This window comes from Streptomyces sp. NPDC087428, assembly GCF_044744085.1.
Classification (GTDB): Bacteria; Actinomycetota; Actinomycetes; order Streptomycetales; family Streptomycetaceae; genus Streptomyces.
Genome location: NZ_JBIUXR010000013.1, coordinates 98438 through 119764, shown reverse-complemented (window position 1 = coordinate 119764; position 21327 = coordinate 98438). Strand labels below are relative to the sequence as shown.

Annotated in this window: 19 protein-coding genes, 5 tRNA genes and 1 pseudogene; 16 read left to right on the top strand and 9 right to left on the bottom strand. The window is 72.9% G+C overall.

Features of this window, described 5'->3' with window-relative positions; all coding sequences use genetic code 11:
* Positions 1–39: 39 nt before the first annotated feature.
* From ACIO3R_RS27280 to ACIO3R_RS27260, 5 genes are all read left to right on the top strand, one after another.
* Positions 40–717, top strand: coding sequence for a GNAT family N-acetyltransferase (locus ACIO3R_RS27280; RefSeq protein ID WP_385032778.1), 678 nt, complete (start codon positions 40–42; stop codon positions 715–717).
* A 106-nt stretch (positions 718–823) separates the two neighbouring features.
* Positions 824–2062, top strand: coding sequence for a precorrin-6y C5,15-methyltransferase (decarboxylating) subunit CbiE (gene cbiE, locus ACIO3R_RS27275; RefSeq protein WP_385032781.1), 1239 nt, complete (start codon positions 824–826; stop codon positions 2060–2062).
* A gap of 333 nt (positions 2063–2395) precedes the next feature.
* The gene (cobT, locus tag ACIO3R_RS27270) at positions 2396–5815 is read left to right on the top strand and encodes a nicotinate-nucleotide--dimethylbenzimidazole phosphoribosyltransferase (RefSeq protein ID WP_402109422.1); all 3420 of its coding nucleotides are present in this window, start codon (positions 2396–2398) and stop codon (positions 5813–5815) included.
* 216 nt (positions 5816–6031) lie between these two features.
* The gene (gene cobA, locus ACIO3R_RS27265; protein ID WP_402109419.1) at positions 6032–7285 is read left to right on the top strand and encodes a uroporphyrinogen-III C-methyltransferase; all 1254 of its coding nucleotides are present in this window, start codon (positions 6032–6034) and stop codon (positions 7283–7285) included.
* A 64-nt stretch (positions 7286–7349) separates the two neighbouring features.
* Positions 7350–8168, top strand: coding sequence for a TrmH family RNA methyltransferase (locus ACIO3R_RS27260; protein ID WP_385032790.1), 819 nt, complete (start codon positions 7350–7352; stop codon positions 8166–8168).
* A 28-nt stretch (positions 8169–8196) separates the two neighbouring features.
* Here the strand turns inward: ACIO3R_RS27260 and ACIO3R_RS27255 are convergent, their stop codons facing one another.
* On the bottom strand, positions 8197–9492 hold the full coding sequence (locus tag ACIO3R_RS27255; RefSeq protein WP_385032793.1) for a protein kinase domain-containing protein: 1296 nt from the start codon (positions 9490–9492) through the stop codon (positions 8197–8199).
* Between the two features lie 205 nt (positions 9493–9697).
* On the opposite strand from ACIO3R_RS27255, the gene ACIO3R_RS27250 reads away from it, so the two are divergent.
* The 4 genes from ACIO3R_RS27250 to ACIO3R_RS27235 all read left to right on the top strand — a co-directional run bounded on the left by ACIO3R_RS27250 (position 9698) and on the right by ACIO3R_RS27235 (position 12009).
* Positions 9698–9958 carry a hypothetical protein gene (locus tag ACIO3R_RS27250; protein WP_385032796.1) on the top strand — a complete coding sequence of 87 codons (261 nt, stop codon included), beginning with the start codon at positions 9698–9700 and terminating at the stop codon, positions 9956–9958.
* Between the two features lie 186 nt (positions 9959–10144).
* The gene (locus ACIO3R_RS27245; protein WP_385032799.1) at positions 10145–10354 is read left to right on the top strand and encodes a hypothetical protein; all 210 of its coding nucleotides are present in this window, start codon (positions 10145–10147) and stop codon (positions 10352–10354) included.
* A 246-nt stretch (positions 10355–10600) separates the two neighbouring features.
* Positions 10601–11653 carry a phosphotransferase family protein gene (locus ACIO3R_RS27240; RefSeq protein WP_402109413.1) on the top strand — a complete coding sequence of 351 codons (1053 nt, stop codon included), beginning with the start codon at positions 10601–10603 and terminating at the stop codon, positions 11651–11653.
* A gap of 68 nt (positions 11654–11721) precedes the next feature.
* Complete coding sequence (locus tag ACIO3R_RS27235; protein WP_385032804.1) at positions 11722–12009, top strand: zf-TFIIB domain-containing protein; 288 nt, start codon at positions 11722–11724, stop codon at positions 12007–12009.
* A gap of 109 nt (positions 12010–12118) precedes the next feature.
* Here ACIO3R_RS27235 and ACIO3R_RS27230 read toward each other — a convergent pair.
* The 5 genes from ACIO3R_RS27230 to ACIO3R_RS27210 all read right to left on the bottom strand — a co-directional run bounded on the left by ACIO3R_RS27230 (position 12119) and on the right by ACIO3R_RS27210 (position 12562).
* Positions 12119–12190: transfer RNA gene (locus ACIO3R_RS27230), tRNA-Val, on the bottom strand.
* Between the two features lie 23 nt (positions 12191–12213).
* Positions 12214–12285 (bottom strand) — tRNA-Val (locus ACIO3R_RS27225).
* Between the two features lie 19 nt (positions 12286–12304).
* Positions 12305–12376, bottom strand: a tRNA-Val gene (locus ACIO3R_RS27220).
* A 1-nt stretch (position 12377) separates the two neighbouring features.
* Positions 12378–12451, bottom strand: a tRNA-Cys gene (locus tag ACIO3R_RS27215).
* A 38-nt stretch (positions 12452–12489) separates the two neighbouring features.
* Positions 12490–12562: transfer RNA gene (locus tag ACIO3R_RS27210), tRNA-Gly, on the bottom strand.
* 163 nt (positions 12563–12725) lie between these two features.
* On the opposite strand from ACIO3R_RS27210, the gene ACIO3R_RS27205 reads away from it, so the two are divergent.
* The 3 genes from ACIO3R_RS27205 (at position 12726) to ACIO3R_RS27195 (ending at position 15516) form a co-directional block, all read left to right on the top strand.
* Positions 12726–13763, top strand: a complete 1038-nt coding sequence (locus tag ACIO3R_RS27205; protein ID WP_402109603.1) for a chorismate-binding protein — start codon at positions 12726–12728, stop codon at positions 13761–13763.
* On the top strand, positions 13760–14581 hold the full coding sequence (locus ACIO3R_RS27200) for an aminotransferase class IV (RefSeq protein WP_385041161.1): 822 nt from the start codon (positions 13760–13762) through the stop codon (positions 14579–14581). The genes ACIO3R_RS27205 and ACIO3R_RS27200 overlap by 4 nt, the downstream gene beginning before the upstream one ends.
* A gap of 98 nt (positions 14582–14679) precedes the next feature.
* Complete coding sequence (locus tag ACIO3R_RS27195) at positions 14680–15516, top strand: GNAT family N-acetyltransferase (protein ID WP_385041165.1); 837 nt, start codon at positions 14680–14682, stop codon at positions 15514–15516.
* A gap of 22 nt (positions 15517–15538) precedes the next feature.
* Here the strand turns inward: ACIO3R_RS27195 and ACIO3R_RS27190 are convergent, their stop codons facing one another.
* Positions 15539–16054, bottom strand: a complete 516-nt coding sequence (locus ACIO3R_RS27190; RefSeq protein WP_385041168.1) for a DsbA family protein — start codon at positions 16052–16054, stop codon at positions 15539–15541.
* 202 nt (positions 16055–16256) lie between these two features.
* Here ACIO3R_RS27190 and ACIO3R_RS27185 point away from each other — a divergent pair, with 202 nt between their 5' ends.
* From ACIO3R_RS27185 to ACIO3R_RS27175, 3 genes are all read left to right on the top strand, one after another.
* Positions 16257–16718, top strand: coding sequence for a hypothetical protein (locus tag ACIO3R_RS27185; RefSeq protein ID WP_402109406.1), 462 nt, complete (start codon positions 16257–16259; stop codon positions 16716–16718).
* 199 nt (positions 16719–16917) lie between these two features.
* A complete protein-coding gene (locus ACIO3R_RS27180; protein ID WP_385041173.1) occupies positions 16918–17934 on the top strand; it encodes a LacI family DNA-binding transcriptional regulator in 1017 nt (338 codons plus the stop codon).
* 112 nt (positions 17935–18046) lie between these two features.
* Positions 18047–19018: an acetylxylan esterase gene (locus ACIO3R_RS27175; RefSeq protein WP_385041176.1), complete on the top strand. Its 972-nt coding sequence runs from the start codon at positions 18047–18049 to the stop codon at positions 19016–19018.
* Between the two features lie 317 nt (positions 19019–19335).
* Here ACIO3R_RS27175 and ACIO3R_RS27170 read toward each other — a convergent pair.
* Positions 19336–19908: pseudogene (locus ACIO3R_RS27170) on the bottom strand (CGNR zinc finger domain-containing protein); the annotation flags it as partial.
* A 294-nt stretch (positions 19909–20202) separates the two neighbouring features.
* Positions 20203–20616 (bottom strand): SsgA family sporulation/cell division regulator, encoded by a 414-nt coding sequence (locus ACIO3R_RS27165; protein WP_003959770.1) that lies wholly within the window; start codon positions 20614–20616, stop codon positions 20203–20205.
* A gap of 190 nt (positions 20617–20806) precedes the next feature.
* Between ACIO3R_RS27165 and ACIO3R_RS27160 the strand changes: the two genes are divergently transcribed.
* Positions 20807–21295 (top strand): TIGR02611 family protein, encoded by a 489-nt coding sequence (locus ACIO3R_RS27160; protein ID WP_385042040.1) that lies wholly within the window; start codon positions 20807–20809, stop codon positions 21293–21295.
* The last annotated feature ends 32 nt before the right edge of the window (positions 21296–21327 follow it).

Sequence of the window (21327 nt, the reverse complement as noted above, 5' to 3'; positions counted from 1 at the left end):
GTGCGGACCCGCCCATGCACAAGGCCCGCCCGATGCTGCATGCTGTGCCTTTACACGGTCTTCGGCATGGAGCTGCGCATGACTTCCACCTTTCCGGACATCTCCATCAGCACGGATCGGTTGGTGCTGCGCCCCTTCGACATGGCGGACGTCCCCGCGTACATCGAGATGATGAACGACGAACTCGTCACCGCCTGGACCGAGGCACCCCACCCCTACACCCAGGTCGACGCCGAACGCTGGGTCCGCAGGATCGCCCCCGCGCAGCGGACCAAGGGTGACGGCATCGTCTTCGCCGTCACCGAGTTCCTCACCCAGCGCCTCGTCGGCTCGGTCCGGCTGCACCACACCGACTGGCGGACCCTGGCCACCGAGGTCTCCTACATCACCGCCCCCTGGGCACGCGGCGAGGGATACGCCACCGAGTCCGTGCTGGCGCTCGCCCAGTGGCTCTTCCGCGACCAGGGCTTCGAGCGGATAGAGCTGCGCACCGCCGCCGACAACACCGCCTCCCAGCAGGTCGCGCAGAAGCTCGGCTGCATCAGTGAGGGCATCCTGCGCAACGCCCGCATAGCCCGCTCACAGACCGAGGACGGAGGATGGGCCGACATCAGAACCGATCTGATCGTCTGGGGCCTGCTCCCCGAGGACCTGGAGGGAGTCGCCGAGCAGCTCGCCGACGCCGGTGGATACGGTACGTACAACGACTGGAACTGACCCCCTCCCCGGCCCGGCGCCGCACCGGCACGGACCGGCGGACCCCGCCGTGACCGCCCCGGGGCGACCGGCCCCGCCTGCGACAACTCCTGGAGACTGACAACAGATGGCCGACCGGGTCACAGTGATCGGCTGGGACGGCTCACCACTTGACCGAGCGGCCACCGCCGCGCTCTCGGCCGCCACGCTCGTCGCCGGAGCCGCCCACCACCTCGCACTGCCCGAAGTGCCGCACAGCGCGGAACGGATCAGGCTCGGCTCGATCGACCTGGCCGCCCGGCGGATCGCCGGCCACCGCGGCAGCGCCGTGGTCCTCGCCGACGGCGACCCGGGATTCTTCGGAGCCGTCCGCAGCCTGCGCGCCCCCGAGCACGGTCTCGAAGTCGAAGTGGTGCCCGCCGTCTCCGCCGTCGCCACCGCCTTCGCCCGCGCCGGTATGCCGTGGGAGGACGCCCAGACCGTCGTCGCCCACCCCCGAACCCTGCGCCGCGCGGTGAACGTCTGCCGCGCCCACCACAAGGTCGCCGTCCTCACCTCGCCCGGCGCCGGACCGGCCGAACTCGCCCTGCTGCTCGAAGGCGTCCACCGCACGTTCGTCATCTGCGAGGAACTCGGCACCACCCGCGAACAGGTCACCGTCGTCACCTCGGACAAGGCCGCCGACCACGTCTGGCGCGACCCCAACGTCGTCATCGTCATCGGCGGCGGCCCCGAGCGACGGGCCGACGGTGCGTGGATCTCGGGCCGCCACCCCGACTGCCCTCAGGGCGTACGGGGCTGGGCACTGCCCGCCGGCGCCTACCGGGGCGACGGTCCGGCCCCCGCGGGGGAGAGCGGCGAGGGCGAGTCCCCGGGGCTGCGCGCCGCCCAGCTCGCCCGCCTCGGACCCCGGACCGGCGACCTGGTCTGGGACATCGGCTCCGGCGGCGGCGCCCTGGCCGTGGAGGCGGCCCGGTTCGGCGCGGCGGTCCTGGCCGTGGACAGCGACCCGGACGCCTGCGCCCGCACCGCGGCGGCGGCACGGGCCTTCGGGGTCCAGCTCCAGGTCGTCGAGGGGCGCGCCCCGCACGTGCTGGAACGGCTGCCCGAGCCCGATGTCGTACGGATCGGGGGCGGCGGCGTGCCCGTCGTCACCGCCGTCGCCGACCGCAGGCCGGAGCGGATCGTGACCCATGCCTCCACCCGGGACGAGGCCGAGGCGCTGGGGGCGGCCCTCGCCGAGAACGGATACACGGTCGCCTGCTCGCTCCTGCAGTCCGTCGAACTCGACACGTCCGCATGGTCGGAGCGCGAACGCTCGGTCGTCTTCCTGCTGTCCGCACTGCGGTCGGACCTCGCCCCCTGACCCTGTCGCCACACGGCGGGAGGTAGGCTGGCCGATCGTTGCACCGCACCCGGATCATCGTCGCTTCGTTGGTCAATGTCCGGAAAAGGGGACCGTTTTGGCCCTCGTTGTGGTACGGCAGAACCGGGGGACGCGCAACGTGGCGCAGTCCACAGCGAGCCGTGGCGAAATGAGCTGCCGCGGCGGCGAACGACCGCGAGAATGCAGTATGTCCGCGACCGTTTCGTGCCGCGCGGCGCGCCCGCTCGTTCCACTGGACGAGCGCCTGTGTGCCGTGTTCGGGCGTCCCGGGCGAAGGGCCGAAGGAGCACTGACGATGGGCGAGGGGTACGCATGAGTGACACCGGCCAGATCCCGGGCGAGGGACTGCCGGAGAACGCAGGCATGGTGGAGCAGCCGGGCGTCCCCGCCCCGGATGCCTACACCTTCCTCGATCCCTCCGAGCACGCGTCCGAGGACGACGACCTCCTGCTGATGCCGAGTCCCCAGGGCGCCTGGAGCGAGCCGCAGGCCGCCCCGGCACCCGGCCAGTTCCCGGACGCCGCGGCCGCGCAGGCCCCCGTGCCCGAGCAGGGCGGGTACCAGCCCCGGCCCGCCGCGCAGCACGAGTCCCGGCTGCCGGGCGGCAACCCGGCACCGAACACGCAGGGCCCGGTACAGCTCCAGGAGCAGCAGGTCCAGGTTCCCGCGTACGCCATGCAGGCTCCGTCCGAGCCGCTGCCGCGGACCGGCCAGGGGACCCATGAGTCCGGCGGCCGCGACTCCGGCGCCGTCGACCTCAGCGGCGTACGCATCCCCTCGCCCGTCCCCGCACCGGCGCAGGCCCAGGTGCCGGTGGCCCAGACCCAGGCGCCCGTGCGCCGGCCGCTGCACCGCGGCCCGGCCTCGCCCGAGTCGGGACCGGCCTACGGCGGTACGTCGGGCGGCGGCGTGGTCCGTTCGCTCGCCGACCGGGGCCCGGCGGGCGTGCGGCAGGCCCAGGCGCCCGCTCCGGCGCCCGCACCCGCACGGCACGCGGGACCGGTCACCGCCGAACCCGAGTACTTCGAGATGACGGCCGAGGAGTCGGCCGCACTGCCGGGCCCGCAGCTCGGCGAGATCCCGCCGCAGGGCGTGAACCAGTGGGCGGCCCAGGCACCGCAGCAGGCCCCCGCACCGGCCGCGGTGGAACCGGCGACGGCGGAAGCGGCGCCTTCGGAACCGGCGACGGCGGACGCGCCGCCAGCAGAAACGGTCGTCCCGGAGCCGGCCGCCGCCGAGTCCGTGCCGGCGGTACAGCCCGTCGATCCCGCGCCGGTCGCGGCCGAGGAGCCCGCCCCCGCACCGGTACCGGCCGAGGTTCCGGCGGAGACGACACCGGCACCGGCACCGGCACCGGTCGAGGCTGTTGCCGAGGTGGCGCCCGCTGAAGCTGCGCCGGCCGAGGCGGCACCCGTAGACGCGGCACCCGTCGATGCGGCTTTGGCCGACGTGGCTCAGGTCGACGCACCGCCGGTGGAGCCTGTGCCGGACGGCGCCTCGCTGGGCGGGTTCGTGCCGGTGGAGGATTCGACGCCGACCGCACCGCACCCGGCCCCGACGCCCGTCGTCGAGCAGCCGGCGGAGCCCGTGGCGGTCGTGGAGCCCGCGCCCGAGGTCCGGGCGATCGCCATGGAGCCCGTGGCGGTCGAGGCGGCGGAGGCGGCGGAGATCACCGAGACGGCCGTCCCCGTTCCCGAGCCCGTGGCCGAGCTGGAGACAGCGCCCGAGCCGGAGCGTGAAACCGGCCCCGAGGTCATCGAGACCCCGGACCTGACGGCCGGCGCCGAACCCGCTCCGGCACCGGTGCCGGAGGCCGAGCAGGCCGCCGAAGCGGCTGAACCCGCCGAACCGGTCGTACCGCAGAACGCCCCGGAGCCCGTACAGCCGGAGCCCGTGAACGGCGCGCCGGCCGCGGACGTACCAGAGGCACCCGAAGCACCCGAAGCGGCCGTCGTTCCGGAGCCCGTGGCGGCGGACGCCGAAGAGATGCTCGTCACCTCGCCGCCCGCGCCCGGGTACGACGACGCCGAGCGCGAGGCCGTACTGCGCGTCATGCGGGAACGCCGCGACATCCGCAACGGTTTCCGCAGCGACCCGATCCCGCACGAGGTTCTGCTGCGCGTTCTGGAAGCGGCGCACACCGCGCCCAGCGTCGGGCACTCGCAGCCCTGGGACTTCGTCGTCATCCGTTCCGCGGAGACCCGGCGCTCCATGCACGAACTGGCCCAGCGCCAGCGTGACGCGTATGCCAAGTCGCTCCCCAAGGCGCGGGCGAAGCAGTTCAAGGAACTGAAGATCGAGGCGATCCTCGACACCCCGGTCAACATCGTCGTCACCGCCGATCCCACTCGCGGCGGCCGCCACACCCTCGGCCGGCACACCCAGCCGCAGATGGCCCCGTACTCCTCGGCGCTCGCCGTCGAGAACCTGTGGCTCGCCGCCCGCGCGGAGGGGCTCGGCGTCGGCTGGGTCAGCTTCTTCGACGAGCGCGAGATGGTCAGGTCCCTCGGACTGCCCGAGCACCTCGAAGTCGTCGCGTACCTCTGTGTCGGATACGTGGACGAGTTCCCGGAGGAGCCCGAGCTGATGCAGGCGGGCTGGTCCAAGCGCCGCCCGCTGTCGTGGGTCGTCCACGAGGAGACGTACGGCCGCCGCGCCCTGCCCGGCGAGGAGCCGCACGACCTGTTGCAGGAGACCATCTCCAACATCCGGCCCCTGGACGCCAAGGCGCTCGGCGAGGCCTGGGAGCGCCAGAAGCGGATGACCAAGCCCGCCGGCGCGCTCGGCATGCTGGAGATCATCTCGGCGCAGCTGTCCGGGCTCTCCCGGATCTGCCCGCCGCCGATCCCGGAGCCCGCGGCCGTCGCGATCTTCGCGGGCGACCACGGGGTGCACGCCCAGGGCGTCACGGCCTGGCCCCAGGAGGTGACCGCCCAGATGGTCGCCAACTTCCTCGGCGGCGGCGCGGTCTGCAACGCCTTCGCGGCCCAGGTCGGCGCCGAGGTGTGCGTGGTCGACGTCGGGGTGGCCTCTGAGCTGCCCGCGACGCCCGGCCTGCTGCCCCGCAAGGTGCGCGCCGGGACGGCCGACTTCACGACCGGCCCCGCACTCACCCGCGAGGAGGTCCTCGCGGCGATCGAGGTCGGTATCGAGACCGCCCGCGATCTGGTCGCGGCGGGCAACAAGGGCCTGCTCACCGGCGAGATGGGCATCGCCAACACCACGGCGTCGGCCGCCCTGATCTGTGTGTACACCGGGATGGACGCGGCAGAGGTGACCGGTCGCGGTACCGGCATCAACGACGAGATGCACGCCCGCAAGGTCGACGTCGTCCGCCGTGCGCTCGACCTGCACCAGCCGGACCCGGCCGATCCGATCGGCGTACTCGCGGCCGTCGGCGGCCTGGAGCACGCCGCGATGGCGGGGTTCCTCCTCGGCGGGGCCTCGCTCCGTACGCCGGTCATCCTCGACGGCGTGAGCGCGGGCGCCGCGGCCCTGGTGGCACGCGCCATCGCGCCGGAAGCCCTGGCGGCCTGCATCGCGGGCCACCGCAGCGCCGAGCCCGGCCACGTCGCCGCGCTCAACAAGCTGGGCCTGCGCCCGCTGGTCGACCTGGACCTCCGTCTGGGCGAGGGCACCGGCGCACTGCTGGCGCTGCCGATCGTGCAGAGCGCGGCCCGCGCGATGCACGAGGTGGCGACGTTCGACTCGGCGGGCGTCACGGAGAAGTAGCCGCGCGGCAGCGGGGGTCCGGGGCACTGCCCCCGGGCCCCCGCTGCTCCATCGCCGGAGGGGCTCGAAGCCGGCGTTCGGGACCCGGGCCCAGGGGCGCGGACCCGTGGCCCGCCCACCCCGTATCGTGAACCCAGTCCCACAACCCCGCACGTCACAGCCGCTCCGTCGCCGCAGCGGCCCGCACCCCGCACCGCACGAGGAGCCCGCACAGCCATGGCCGAGCACGCCGTTCACCCCGCGTACCCCGTCGGACTGCGCCTGAGCGGACGCCGCGTCGTCGTCGTCGGTGGCGGCCAGGTCGCGCAGCGCCGCCTCCCCGCCCTCATCGCCGCCGGGGCCGACATCATCCTCGTGTCACCGTCCGCCACCCCCTCCGTCGAGGCGATGGCGGACGCGGGCGAGATCCGCTGGGAGCGCCGGGTGTACGCCGACGGGGACCTGACGGACACCTGGTACGCGCTCATCGCGTCCGACGACACCGTGGCCAACGACGCCGCCTCCGCCGAGGCCGAACGCACCCGCACCTGGTGCGTCCGCAGCGACGACGCGGACGCCGCCACCGCCTGGACCCCCGCCACCGGCCGCAGCGAGGGCGTCACCGTCGCCGTGCTCACCACGGACGGGCAGGGCCGCGACCCGCGCCACTCCGCCGCCGTCCGCGACGCCATCGTCGAGGGCCTGCGCGACGGCACCCTCGCCGCACCCCACCACCGCACCCGGACCCCCGGCGTCTCCCTGGTCGGCGGCGGCCCCGGCGACCCCGACCTGATCACCGTCCGCGGCCGCCGCCTCCTTGCCGAGGCCGACGTCGTCATCGCCGACCGGCTCGGCCCGCGCGACCTGCTCGACGAACTCCCCCCGCACGTTGAGGTGATCGACGCCGCCAAGATCCCGTACGGCCGCTTCATGGCGCAGGAGGCGATCAACAACGCGCTGATCGAGCACGCCAAGGCCGGCAAGGCCGTCGTCCGGCTCAAGGGCGGCGACCCGTTCGTCTTCGGGCGCGGCATGGAAGAGGCCCAGGCGCTCGCCGCCGAGGGCATCGCGTGCACCGTCGTCCCCGGCATCTCCAGCTCGATCTCGGTGCCGGGCGCGGCCGGTATCCCGGTGACCCACCGCGGGGTCGCCCACGAGTTCACCGTGGTCAGCGGCCATGTCGCCCCCGACGACGAGCGTTCGCTGGTCGACTGGGCGGCCGTCGCCCAGCTCCGCGGCACCCTGGTCCTCCTGATGGCCGTCGACAAGATCGGCGCCATCGCCCGTGCGCTCATCGCCCACGGCAAGTCCCCCGAGACCCCGGTCGCACTGGTCCAGGAAGGGACCACGGCCGCCCAGCGCCGCGTCGACGCGACGCTCGCGACCGTCGGCGAGCGGGCCGTGGCCGAGCAGGTGCGCCCGCCGGCCGTCATCGTCATCGGCGACGTCGTCGCGGTCGGCCCCGACGCCGCGGCACCCCCCGCCGAGTAACCATCGGTAACGGAACTTTCTCCAGACCGTTGGCACCACACACCGGACAAGGCAGTATCAACCTGTGGCTGATCTCATCACCGTCGATGACCCCGACGACCCCCGACTGCGCGACTACACCGGCCTGACCGACGTCGAGCTGCGGCGCAGGCGCGAGCCCGCCGAGGGCCTCTTCATCGCCGAGGGCGAGAAGGTGATCAGACGCGCCAGGCAGGCCGGGTACGAGATGCGGTCCATGCTGCTGTCGGCGAAGTGGGTCGATCTGATGCGCGACGTCATCGACGAGGTCCCGGCCCCCGTGTACGCGGTCAGCCCGGAGCTCGCCGAGCGCGTCACCGGCTACCACGTGCACCGCGGCGCCCTCGCCTCGATGCAGCGCAAACCGCTGCCGGCCGCCGACGAACTGCTGCGCACCACCCGCCGCGTGGTCGTCATGGAGGCCGTCAACGACCACACCAACATCGGCGCGATCTTCCGCAGCGCCGCCGCCCTCGGCATGGACGCCGTCCTGCTCTCCCCGGACTGCGCCGACCCGCTCTACCGGCGCTCCGTCAAGGTCTCGATGGGCGCGGTCTTCTCCGTCCCCTACGCCCGGCTCGACACCTGGCCCAAGGCGTTGGAGACCGTGCGGGAAGCGGGCTTCAAGCTGCTGGCCCTGACACCCGACGAGAAGGCCAGCAGCATCGAGGAGGCGGCGCCGCACCGGATGGACCAGGTGGCCCTGATGCTCGGGGCCGAGGGCGACGGACTGTCCACCCAGGCCCTCGTCGCCGCCGACGAGTGGGTGCGCATCCCGATGGCCCACGGCGTCGACTCGCTGAACGTGGGCGCGGCGGCCGCGGTCGCCTTCTACGCGGTCGCCACGGGCCGCCCGGAGAACTGAGCCTGTTACCGGAGGTCCCGGCGGGGGGCTACTGCCCGCCCCGGACCTGACCCTGACCCGCGGTCTGGCCGGGGCTCGCCCCCAGGCCGCGGGCCGGCCCCTGGCAGCCCTGGGCCGCCGCGATCCCCAGCGCCACCAGCAGCGTCACCACGACGAAGACGACGAGCCGCTGCCGCAGCAGCCGCGGGTTGGCGGGACGCCGTCCCGTCGACGTGGTCCGGGTCCCGGGCCGGGTGCCCGGCCTGCCGTTCGTCCCCTTCGCGCCCTGCGGCCGCTTGCCGGACCCCGTCGTGCCGCGCGGCTGCCGGTCCGGCCGCGAACCCCCGGTGCGGGGCGAGGCGGGACGCGGCGGCGCGGTCTGCCGGTTCTGCGGGCGCGACACCGGGGCGGGCCCGGCCGCGCGGCGGGTCTGCTGCTCGGTGTACGGGCCGTCGAGACGGCCCGTCGGCCGGTCGGCCTCCTGCGGGGAACGCTGCGCCGGCGGCCGGCTCTCGTGCAGCCCCTGCGCCTCCCGCGCCGCGATCTCCTTGAGCCGCATGGAGAGTTGGAGCGTGCTCGGCCGCTCCTCCGGGTCCTTCGCCAGACAGGCGCTCACCAGCGGTGCGAGCGCGTCGTGCACGTCGTACAACTGCGGTTCCTCGTGCACCACGCGGTAGAGCATCACCTCGGAACTGCCGTGCCCGAAAGGTGAATCGGCCATCGCCGCGTACGCCAGCGTCGCGCCGAGCGAGAAGACGTCCGTCGCGGGCGTCACCGCCGCGCCCCGCACCTGCTCGGGCGCGAGGAACCCCGGCGACCCCACCGCCGTACCGACGTGCGTGAGGGTGGACGCCCCGGTCGCCCAGGCGATCCCGAAGTCGATGATGCGCGGGCCCTTGGGGGAGAGGAGGATGTTCGACGGCTTCAGGTCACGGTGGACGACACCCGCCTCGTGCACCGCCACCAGGCCCTCAGAGAGCGCCGCCCCGATCGAGGCCACCTCGGCGGCCGACAGCGGGCCCTCCTCGGCCACCTTGTCGTGCAGCGAGGGCCCCGGGACGTACTGCGTGGCGAACCACGGGCGTTCCGCCTCCAGATCGGCGGCCACCAGCCGGGCCGTGCAGCCGCCGCGGATCCGCCGGGCGGCGGACACCTCGCGGGCGAACCGCGAACGGAACTCCTGGTCCTCCGCCAGATCCGGGCGGATCACCTTGAGCGCCACCCGCTGGCCGCGCCGGTCCGAACCGAGGTACACGACACCCATGCCGCCCGCCCCGAGCCGCCGGTGCAGCCTGAACGAACCGACGACACGCGGGTCCTCGCGCCGGAGCCGCATCATCGCCATGTCTGCCCATCCCCGCTGCCTGGTCCGCCTGACGAGGCACAGCTTACGTACCCGCCGCCCGGGGTGCTCAGAGGCCGCGCCCTCACTGGCGAATCGATTGTCAGTGCCGAGTGGGAAACTTGAGGAGTGGTCAGGGAGCCGCGGATCCAGGCTCCCGGGCCCGTGCGAGATCTCAAAGGTCCGTCGCAGAAGGGGGATTGGATCAGTGAAGGGCGATCGAGTCGAGATAGTCGTGGACGCCGGGGACACGACCCGTACGTACGAAGTGGTGGCCTCCAGAGCAGGCCGCCGGGTGGAGACAGCGGTCCGCCGAGGGGTGGTCGAAGTGAGTGAAGTCACCCGGAGCGGCTCAGTGGTGCGCACCGCCCGCTTCATGGCGACCAGGGTGCTCGCCCTGGTCGAACAACCAGTACCCAGGGAGGACGCCTCCGAGCGTCTCCTCGGGGATGACCCCAAGGTCCGGTAGGCCCGTCTCCACCCAGGGGAGTACGCCGACTACCCACGGCTCATCCTCCGGGAGGCCCGGCATTCGGTACGCGGGCATGACGCCGCCGGTCCGCCGAATCCCTAATGTTGAAGTCATGCGGCGGGCGTCGCACTCGTCCCCCGAGGCCACACGCCCGCCGCTCCACATCAGGTCAGGAGAGGAATCATGGCGGACACGGCAGCGCGGCCCATGAGCCGCACGCAGGGACGCAAGGCCTACGCCTCGTTCGGCAGCCGTCCGTCGTCCGGCAAGCGCCACCCGTTGGTGGCGACAGCCATGGTTCTTCCTCTGGCGGCCCTGCTCGCAGTCGTCTTCGGCGGCTGGGAAGCGGTGGTCACACAGGCGTCGTCCGTGGGCGTGATGCTGGGGCGCTGAGCGGCGCCCCGGGTCCGGAAGAGCGGTTCGGACCGGGACATCCGGCCAACAACCCCGTGGGGACGGGGGTGCGGCGGACGGCAGCGTTTGTCCGGTCAGCTGGGGAGCTGACCGGACATCGCGCTGTCCGGGGCCCTTACGGCCCTCCGCGGCCGGCAGTGGATCAGCGACCGGCCGCCCCGCGTACGCTCCTCGGCGGACCCGGCGCCGGCCGGGACCGCAGATCCCGCGCCACCGGAGGAGACCGTGACCACCGCAGTCGTACATGCGCTGGGCGCCCTCGCCCACGGAGCGGCCCATGCCCCGGCCCCGGCCGGCTGCGGCTGCCCGCCACCGGTCGTGCTCGCGGACCGGGCGGACGGCACCGTGGTCCGCAGCGGACCCGTCGTCGCCAAGGCCCACGCTCCCGGCACGGACACCGCCGCCCTGGCCGTACGCCTGCGGCTGGCGGCCCGCCCCGGCCTGGCGGACATCCTGCTCGCCCCCCTGCCCGTGGAGCCCCCGACGGCCCCGGTGGAGGCCACCGCGCCCCACGTCACCCCGTACCTCGCCGTGGTCCACGGCCGCCCGGTCACCCTGTGGCCCCACGGGGAGCCCGTGGACCCGGGCGACCCGGACGCGGCACCGTGGGAGGAGGCCGCCGTGCTCCTGGCGCGCCTCCACAGCACCGAGCTCCCGGCTTCCGCGCCCGCGTACGAGCGGCCTCCCGCGTCCCCGGCCGGCTGGTCGCGCGGGCTCCCGGTGATGCGGGGGCCCGCGAAGGCCGCTCTCGCCGTGGACCGGATGCGCGCGGCACGCCCGGGGCACCCGTCCCTCGCACCCGTGCTCGCGGCCTGGCAGCGGCTGCCCGCCTGGGCCCGCGACGAGGCCCCCGCCCCCGCGCACCGCTCGCGCTTCCTCTGCCACGGCGATCTCCACCTGGGCCAGCTCGTCCGGTACCCCGCCCCGCGCGGCCGCTGGCTGCTGATAGACGTCGACGACGCGGGCATCGGCGACGCCACCTGGGATCTGGCCCGGCCCGCGGCCTGGTACGCGGCCGGACTGCTCCCGCCCGACGTCTGGTTCCGCTTCGTGGGCGCCTACCGGGCGGCCGGCGGCCCCGCGCTGTCCGCCGAGGGCGACCCCTGGCCCGAGTTGGACGTCGCCGCCCGCGCCCTGACCGTACAGACCGCGGCGCTGGCCCTCGCCAAGTCCGCGGCGGAGTCGAGGGATCCGGATGACGTGGAGCAGATGATGATCGAGTCCTGTGCCCGAATTGCCGCTCTCCCGTCCGAGTTGGCGGCCGAGCACGCGTCGTAGGGTGAACCGACCGTCGGCGGGCACGCATTCCGGCGACGGCTAACCGACGGCGAGGAGTGAGCCCGAACATGCAGTGTCCCAAGTGCCACGCACAGATGCACACGTACAACCGCAACGGCATTCAGATCGAGCAGTGCAGCGGCTGCCGGGGGATATTCCTGGACTACGGCGAGCTGGAGTCCCTGACCCGCGTGGAAGCGCAGTGGACGCAGCAGGCTCCGCCCCCGCCGCCGGCTCCGCAGGCCTACCCGGCCGCCCCCGCACCCGCCTGGGGCGCCCCGCAGCAGCAGCACCACGGCGGTCACCACGGCCACTACCGGCAGAAGAGCTTCGGCCGGATGCTCTTCTCGTCCTGAGCCGGTTCGCCCCGTTCCGTGGTCCGGACAGCTGCCGTCCGGACCGCGGAACGGGGGCGCGCGGCAACGACGAAGCCCCGGTCGTCGAGACGACCGGGGCTTCGGACTGTGCGCGATACTGGGATTGAACCAGTGACCTCTTCCGTGTCAGGGAAGCGCTCTCCCGCTGAGCTAATCGCGCAGGGTGACCCTGCGTGTACTGCGTGCGCGATACTGGGATTGAACCAGTGACCTCTTCCGTGTCAGGGAAGCGCTCTCCCGCTGAGCTAATCGCGCGGGGGTCCTTGCGGACCGGTGGACGATACTGGGATTGAACCAGTGACCCCTTCCGTGTCAGGGAAGTGCTCTCCCGCTGAGCTAATCGTCCTTGGAGGTGGAGACGGGATTTGAACCCGTGTAGACGGCTTTGCAGGCCGTTGCCTCGCCTCTCGGCCACTCCACCAGGGATGGGGGTTCGGGAAGGATCCCCCACCTTCTGCGAGCGGACGACCAGGTTCGAACTGGCGACCTCAACCTTGGCAAGGTTGCGCTCTACCAACTGAGCTACGTCCGCTTGTCGGTTCCGGTTCACTTGCGCGTCCCGGCGACGTGATGAACTCTAGCGGATTCCGGGGCCAGTACAAAAACGCGTTTGTGCAGCGTGCTGAGGTGCACCCGCCCCGGCGCAGGTCACCGAGGGCCGTCCTAGACTCACCGACGTGCACGACCTCGCCCCAATGGCCCGCTTCGGCGGCCTCGTCGCCTCCGATCTGCAGGATGTGACCAGCGATCCCGCGGCTCTCGACTCGTCCGGCTTCTGGGCCGTGTCCGCCGGCTTCGAGGGCCGGCTCGTCTGTGCCCGCTTCGCCACCGTACGCACCGCCGCCGTGCCCGCCCCGGTGCGGGGTGCCTGGCGCGGGCCCGCCGCCGGTGACTGGAGTTCGTCCCTGGACCGTGCCGCGTACCTCGCCGGCGTCCGCCGCATCCGTGAGTACATCGCGGCGGGCGAGGTCTACCAGGCCAACCTCTGCCGGGTGATGACGGCCCGGCTGCCCGACCCGGCCGCGGCGGACGTCGACGCCCTCACCTCGCTGCTGGCGCGTGGCAACCCCGCCCCGTACGCGGGAACGATCCGGCTGCCCGCGCACGGCGTGGAGATCGCGACCGCGTCCCCCGAACTGTTCCTCCGCAGGGACGGCCGCACGGTCGAGTCCGGGCCGATCAAGGGCACCGGCCGTACCGAGGACGATCTGCTGGAGAAGGACCACGCGGAGAACGTGATGATCGTCGACCTGGTCCGCAACGACCTCGGACGGGTCTGCGCCACCGGAACGGTCGGTGTTCCCGAACTCTGCGCGGTCGAGAAGCACCCGGGCCTCGTCCACCTCGTCTCCACGGTGCGCGGCCTGCTGGCCGCGGGGACCGGCTGGCCGGAGCTCCTCGCCGCCGCCTTCCCGCCCGGCTCGGTCACCGGCGCCCCGAAATCCAGCGCGCTGAGGATCATCGGGGAACTGGAGACCGCCCCGCGCGGCCCGTACTGCGGCGGCATCGGCTGGGTGGACGCCGACCGCGCCACCGCCTCGCTCGCCGTGGGCATCCGGACCTTCTGGACCGACCGCACCGGGGCCGCCCCGGTCCTGCGCTTCGGTACCGGCGCCGGCATCACCTGGGGCTCGGATCCGGAACGCGAATGGGACGAGACCGAACTCAAGGCGTCCAGGCTGCTCGCGATAGCGTCGGGCGCATACGAAGCAACCGGAAGGACCGCACCATGAAGATCTGGGTCAACGGCGAACTGCGGGCCGCCGATGACGCCCGGGTGTCCGTGCTCGACCACGGACTCACCGTGGGCGACGGCATCTTCGAGACGGTCAGGACCACGGACGGCAGGCCCTTCGCGCTCACCCGGCACCTCGACCGGCTGGCCCGCTCCGCCCGGGGCCTCGGTCTGCCGGCGCCCGACCAGGACGAGGTGCGCCGGGCCTGCGCCGCCGTCATCGAGGCCGGCCCGGCCGCCCTGGGCCGGCTGCGGATCACGTACACCGGGGGGATCTCGCCCCTCGGGTCCGACCGCGGCACCGCCGGCCCCGGTCTGGTCGTCGCCCTCGGGGAGGTGAAGCGCCGCCCGGACACCACGGCGGTCATCACCGTCCCCTGGACGCGCAACGAACGCGGCGCGCTCGCCGGCCTCAAGACCACCTCGTACGCGGAGAACGTCGTCGCGCTCGCCCGCGCCCACGAGCGCGGCGCCACGGAGGCGCTCTTCGCCAACACCGTCGGACAGCTCTGCGAGGGCACCGGGTCCAATGTCTTCGTCGTCCTCGACGGGCAGCTGCACACTCCGCCGGTCGCCTCCGGCTGCCTGGCCGGGATCACCCGGGCGCTGGTGGTGGAGTGGACCGGGGCGCAGGAGACCGAGCTGCCGTTCGACGTCCTGGAACGGGCCGAGGAGATCTTCCTGACCTCCACCCTCCGCGACGTCCAGTCCGTCCACCGGGTCGACGGCAGGGAACTTCCCGGCGGCCCCGGACCGGTGACCACCAAGGCCATGAGCATCTTCGCCGAGCGGGCCGGCGACGACCTGGACCCGTAGGCGCCGCCGGCGTATTCCACGGCTGCCCGGCCGTGAAATACGCGGAACGCCCGTAAAAGCGGATGACGGAATCGCGTGCGGGGGATAGAAATCCCCTGATGACCACGACACTCCGGCCTTCCGGGCCGATACAGCAGGGCGCCGACGGCGCACAGGACCGCGCGTACGACGTGTGCGACAACGGGCACCCCGTCGGAGCCGTCGAGATCGCCGTCGAGGCGGGATCGGCCGGAGAGGCGGGCGTGCTGCGGTCCCTGCGGATCGACGAACCCGTCCGCAGACGCGGCCGGGGGACCATCGCCGCCCTGGCGGCCGAAGAGGTGCTGCGCGGCTGGGGCTGCACCCAGGTGCGGACGGAGATCGCCGCCGCCGACACCGCGGCGCGGCGGCTCACCTCCGCACTCGGCTACACCGAGCGCAGCAGGAACATGATCAAATCGCTGCCGCCGGTCCCCCCGGCACTGCCGGACGGGCTGACCGCACGCCCGATGACACCCGGGGAGTACGCGCGGTGGGAGGACGGGGCCGTCGCCGCGTACGCCGAGAGCCTGATCACCCGGGGCACCTCCGAGGAGACCGCCCTCCAGCTCGCCCGCACCTCCCACTCCCGGCACCTCCCGGACGGCCTGGCCACCGAGGGCGCCCATCTGCACTTCCTGGTCCACGAGGGCGACACCGCGGGGCACGTCTGGGTGGCCCGCTTCGAGATGCACCCCGGACTGCTCGTCGGCTACGTGTTCGACGTTGAGGTGCACGAGGAGTTCCGGGGCCGGGGCTACGGGCGGGCGCTGATGCTCCAGGCGGAGCGGATCGCGCTGGAGGCGGGCGACGGGCGGCTGGGCCTGCACGTGGTCACGGCCAACACGCCCGCCCTCCGGCTGTACGAGTCGCTGGGCTACGAGCCGACCCAGTACAACCTGACCAAGCAGTTGTAGGCCCTCCGCCGGCCCCGGGGTCTCAGCCCTGTCCGGCGAGCAGCCGGTCGGCGATCTCCTCGATCCGCTCGCGCAGCCCCTCCTGGCTCCTGCCGCCGTCCAGCCGCTCCCCGCCGATGACGTACGTCGGGGTGCCGGTGACCCCGATCGCCTTGCCCTCGGCCTGGTCGGCGTCGACGATCAGCATGTGCCGGCCGTCGATCAGGGCGGTGTCGAACTCCTCTGCGTCCAGGCCGAGTTCCTCCGCCACCTCGATCAGCAGCGGTTCGCCGGTGCGGCCGAGGTCGGCGGTGCGGGCGAGCACCGCCTCGATGTACGGCCAGTCCTTGCCCTGCGCGGCGGCCTCCTCGACGGCCTGTGCGGCGGCGTAGGCGTGCTTGTGCTTCTCCAGCGGGAAGTGCCGCAGCCGCACCTCGATCCGGTCGCCGTACCGCGCCCGCAGGGCGTGCACATCGGTGAGGGCGTGGTGGCAGTCGGGGCACTGGAGCTCGCACCAGAGGTCGAGGACGACCGGCGCTGCGGGGGTGGAATCACTCATGGGACCAGTCTCCCAGGGCGCGTGGGGGAGCCTCGACCGGCACCGGGACCGGCCCGGTGCGCACGGGCCGGATGCCCGCCCGCACGGCACCTGCGGAGGATCCCGGCCCTGATATGTCCCTGATGTGGGCACCCGGCGTGGCCCCGGGCACGTCCGGAGGTGCAGGATGGAAGGGACGTTTCCCCTGCGCCTGGAGGCACCGATGCTTGCCGAGACCATTTGCTCCGCGGCGTCCGCGGCGGGCCTGGGCATCGCCGCCGTCACCGCGTACCGGAAGCGCTTCCTCGCGGCGACCCGGATCGCGGCCTACTCCCTGGTCCCGATCGGCCTGGTGCTGACCGGCGTCGTCCAGTGGGTCACGGACATCGCGTTCAAGCCGAGCGTCTGGCTGGGCTTCGGCCTGCTCGGAGTGGCCTGGCTGCTGTTCATCACGACCCGCGCGGTCGAACGGCGCGGCGGCGGCACCCGCAAGGAACGCAAGGCGGCCGCTCGTGCCGCGCGGGACGGCGCGGTGGAACCCGCCGCCTCGGCCCCCTCGCTCGGAGCCGGCGTCCCGGCGGTCCGGCCGCAGCAGCGCGAGCAGCCCGGGAAGCAGGCTGCCGCGAGTGGACCGGGCGAGGACTTCAGTGACATCGAGGCCATCCTGAAGAAGCACGGCATCTGAAGCACGCGACGGGGCGGGTGCCCGCACCTCGGAGCGTGGGGAACCCACCCGTATGAATCGATTCACACATGATCCTTGACGGTGTTCCGGGATCGGGCTAGCGTCCCGAACGGGTTGAATCAATTCACTCACGCCCGTCCGTACGATGGGGTGACGCCGCTGGACCAGTGCGGCCGAGGGCACCAGTGGGGCAGGACAAGTGGCGCGTGTGGCAGGGATCAAGGATGTGGCCCGGCAGGCCGGGGTCTCCGTGGGCACGGTCTCCAACGTGATCAACCGGCCGGAGGCCGTACTCCCCGAGACGCGGGCGCGGGTGCTGGCGGCCATCGAGGACCTCGGCTACGTCCGCAGCGAATCAGCGCGCCAGCTCAGGGCGGGACGCAGCCGGATCATGGCCCTCCTCGTCCTGGACATGGGCAACCCCTTCTTCGTCGACGTGGCCCGCGGTGCCGAGCGCGCCGCCCGGCAGGCCGGGCTCGGCGTGATGGTCTGCAACAGCGGCCAGAGCCCCGCGGAAGAGGCCGAGTACCTCGGTCTCTTCGCGGAGCAGCGGGTGTGCGGCGTCCTGGTCACGCCCGCCGACGCGACCGGCCGCAACCTCGAATCCTTCAGCCGCCACCGCATTCCCTACGTCCTGGTGGACCGGGTCGCCACCGGCACCGGGACCTGCGCGGTCTCCGTCGACGACGTGCGGGGCGGCGCCCTGGCCGTCGGACACCTGATCTCGGCCGGGCACCGCTCGGTGGCCTACGTCAGCGGACCGGGTGACCTGCACCAGATCAGGGACCGCCGCACGGGTGCGCTGTCCGCGCTGGCCGAGGCGGGGCTGGAGCCCGAGGCACTCGTCGAGATCCCCTCCGACCGGCTGGACGTGGCGGCGGGACGCGACGCGGGAGCCCGGCTGCTCGGCCTGGTGCCCCGCCCCACGGCCGTCTTCTGTGCGAACGACCTGCTCGCCCTCGGCGTGCTGCAAGCCCTGTACGCGGCCGGGGTCCGGGTGCCGCAGGACATCGCCATCGTCGGGTACGACGACATCGAATTCGCCGCCGCCGCTGCCGTGCCGCTCACCTCGGTCCGTCAGCCGGCGGTCGTGATGGGCCGGATGGCCGCCGAACTCCTGCTGGAGGAGGCGGACGACGACGGCCGGCACGAGCACCGCAGCGTGGTGCTCCAGCCGGAACTCGTCGTGCGCGCATCGAGCTCCACCCCCCGCTGAGGCCGCCGCCCGGCCCCTCGTTCCCCCTGCCGCTCCCTCTGCCGTTCCCCCTGTCGTTCCCTCTGTCGTTCCCTTGCGCTGTTCCCTTCCGCCTGCCCGAAACGGAGACGCCGTGCCCCTGTTCGACCTGCCCCTGGACCAACTCCGCTCCTACCGGCCCGAGTCCGGTGAGCCGGACGACTTCGACGCCTTCTGGCGGCGCACCCTCGAAGAGGCGTCCGCGCACCCGCTGGACGCCGAGTTCACGGTGCACGACGCCGCGTTGAGCAACGTCGTCGCCCACGATGTGTCGTTCGCCGGCTGGGGCGGGCACCGCATACGGGCCTGGCTGAACGTGCCCGCCGGTGCCGAGGGCCCCCTGCCCACGGTCGTCCACTACCTGGGATACGGCGGCGGGCGCGGACTGCCGCACGACCACCTGATGTGGCCCGCCGCCGGCTGGGCCACCCTGCTCGTGGACACCCGGGGCCAGGGCGCCGTCAACAACAACTCGCCGGGCTCCACCCCGGATCCGCACGGCGGCGGCAATCCGCAGTCGCCCGGCTTCATGACCCGCGGCATCCTCGACCCCGACGCGTACTACTACCGGCGGGTGTTCACCGACGCGGTGCGCGCCGTCGAGGTCGCCCGTACCCACCCGGCCGTCGACCCCGACCGGATCGTCGTGCACGGCGGCAGCCAGGGCGGCGGCATCGCGCAGGCGGTGGCGGGCCTCAGCCCGCACGTCAGGGCCGCGCTCATCGACGTACCGTTCCTGACGCATTTCCGGCGCGCCGTGGAGATCACCGACCGGGACCCGTACCAGGAGATCGTCCGCTTCCTGTCCGCCCAGAACGGCGTCTGCGAGCAGGTGTTCCGGACCCTCTCGTACTTCGACGGCATCAGCTTCGCCCTCCGGGCGACGGTGCCCGCGCTCTACTCGGTGGCCCTGATGGACACCGTCTGCCCGCCGTCCACCGTCTTCGCCGCCTACAACCACTGGGCGGGCCCCAAGGAGATCGAGGTCTACCCCTGGAACAACCACGAGGGCGGCGGATCTGCCCACCGAGGGGTGCAGCTGCGCATGCTGCGCGACCTGGGCTGACCGGCGACGCGGCGGGGAAGCGGGGGAGTTCCCGAATACGTGGCGCAAGCTCGGACGCCGGAGCGATTGCGGGCACCACGTAGGGGGTGAACTCCCGTGACAAAAAAGCGTGTTGTCACCAACGGGGACCGGCCTGCGTCATGATCGTCCGGAGATGGTGGACACCTCCCGGGGCGATGCCCCCGCACCCCCCGCCGAAGAGCCGCGTGGCTGCCTCTTCGCGCTTTCCCAGCCCCCTCTGATGATCTTCCTCACGGTGATCGGCGGCTTGCTGCTGATGGCCGCGTTGCATGATCTTTTCGTGCTGTGAGCGGCTCGCCGGCCGCTTCCCTGCGGCGCGCCCGGTACGCGGCGACGTGCAAGCGGTTACCGCAGGTGCGGCTTGAGCAGTAGCGGCGGGAGCGGTTGCGGGAGAGGTCGACGAAGGCGTGCCGGCAGTCCGGCGCCTCGCAGCGCCGCAGCCGCTCCGTCTCGCCCGCCACGATGATGAACGCGAGGGCCATCCCGCAGTCGGCCGCCAGGTGGTCGGCGATCGAGGCGTCGGGCGCGAAGTAGTGCACGTGCCAGTCGTAGCCGTCGTGGTTGCTGAGCTGCGGTGTGGTGCCCGCGGAGGCCACCAGGGAGTTGACGAGCGAGGCGGCGGCCTGTGCGTCGGCGGCCGCGAAGACCGCCGCGAACCTGGCGCGTACGTCGTGCACGGCCCGCAGGTCCTTCTCGTCGAGCTCGTTCACCCCGCTCAGGCGATGGCGCCCGGCGAACGCGTAGAGCGCGGGGATACCGGCGAGCCCGTCGGCCCGCGCCCCGTCCTCCGGCTGTGCGCTCTCGGGCGCGGTGTTCACCAGATCGACCACCGTGTCGAGGGCGATCCGGGTGTCGTGTGGGATCAGCACGCTTTCGCTCCCTGGCCTCCGGCGGGCGGGGCGCCCACCGATGCGGGCTGACTCTACTGGCTCGGCCGCGGTGTCCAGGGGCCCGAGAAGGCCTCCGGGGCCCCCGGGGGTGCTTTACCCGGCCCGGCGGGGCCGGGGAGGGCCGTCCGGCCGGGACGCGGGAGCGGGCGCACGCGGACCGGCGCCGTCACCACGGTGGATTCCGTGGTGACGGCGCCGGTTTCTGCCGTATGAGGTTGTCCGCGCGACGCCGTCTCCCCGAGTCGGACGGCGTCGTGCAGTTCTCGGCCTGGCTCAGCTTTCCGCCAGGATGTGTGAGAGCTCCGTATCGAGATCGAAGTGACGATGCTCGGTGCCCGGCGGAACCGCGGCGTCGGTCCTCTTCAGGAACGACTCCAGGGCCCGTGCCGGGGCCTCGAGCAGGGCTTCGCCCTCCGGGGAGCTCAGCGCGATACAGACGACGCCCTGGCCGTGACTACGGGATGGCCAGACGCGGACGTCTCCGGTGCCGGTGGGCCTGTGCAGCCCCTCGGCAAGGAGGTCGCGGGCGAAAACCCACTCGACCGTCTCCTCCGCTCCGGTGTGGAAGGTGGCGTGCACGGCATACGGATCGGCCGTGTCATACCGCAGGCCCGCGGGTACAGGCAGTGAGGACTCGCTCGACACAACGAGGCGCAGGTGCAGCTCGCAGCTGACCGTGGTGTTCATAAGCGCCAGGGCCTTTCGCTCAGTGTGCGCTCGGGGATTCGCACGTCGGCGAAATCGACATGCCACCTACGGTGGCGTTGTAAACCCCTCTGACCGTTTTGTGATCCTTCGGCTAGCTCGTACAGCGGTGTGTAACTTTGGGTCATGCGGCCATTCCAGTGACGGAAGCCGTTCCGGTAGGTTGACCCCCATGAATGCGGAGAGTGACGAGCGGGACGGAGCCGCCGCCTCGGCGGATCGGGAGCCCGCGACGGGGGACGTGGCGAGCGGGACGGGGGACGTCACGCCGGATGTGACGAAGGAGGGCCCGGAGCTCGGCTCCAGGGCACCCGGGTTCATCAAGGCCTCCAGAGCGCTGCACCTGAGCTGGCAGGTCGGCGTGTTCCTGGTCGGCCTCGCCGTGGTGGTGGCGGGCATCATCATGCTGCCGCTGCCCGGCCCCGGGTGGCTGGTGATCTTCGGCGGCATGGCGATCTGGGCGACCGAGTTCGTCTGGGCGCAGCTGGTGCTGCGCTGGACGCGGCGGAAGGTCACCGAGGCCGCCAAGCGGGCCCTGGATCCCAAGGTCCGGCGGCGCAATATCGCGCTCACCGTGATCGGCCTCGTGATCATCGCGGTGCTGGTGGGGATCTATGTCTGGAAGTTCGGAATCGTCATGCCGTGGAAGATCCACGAATGACCCGGAGCCGGTCGGGGGCGCCGCTGACATGG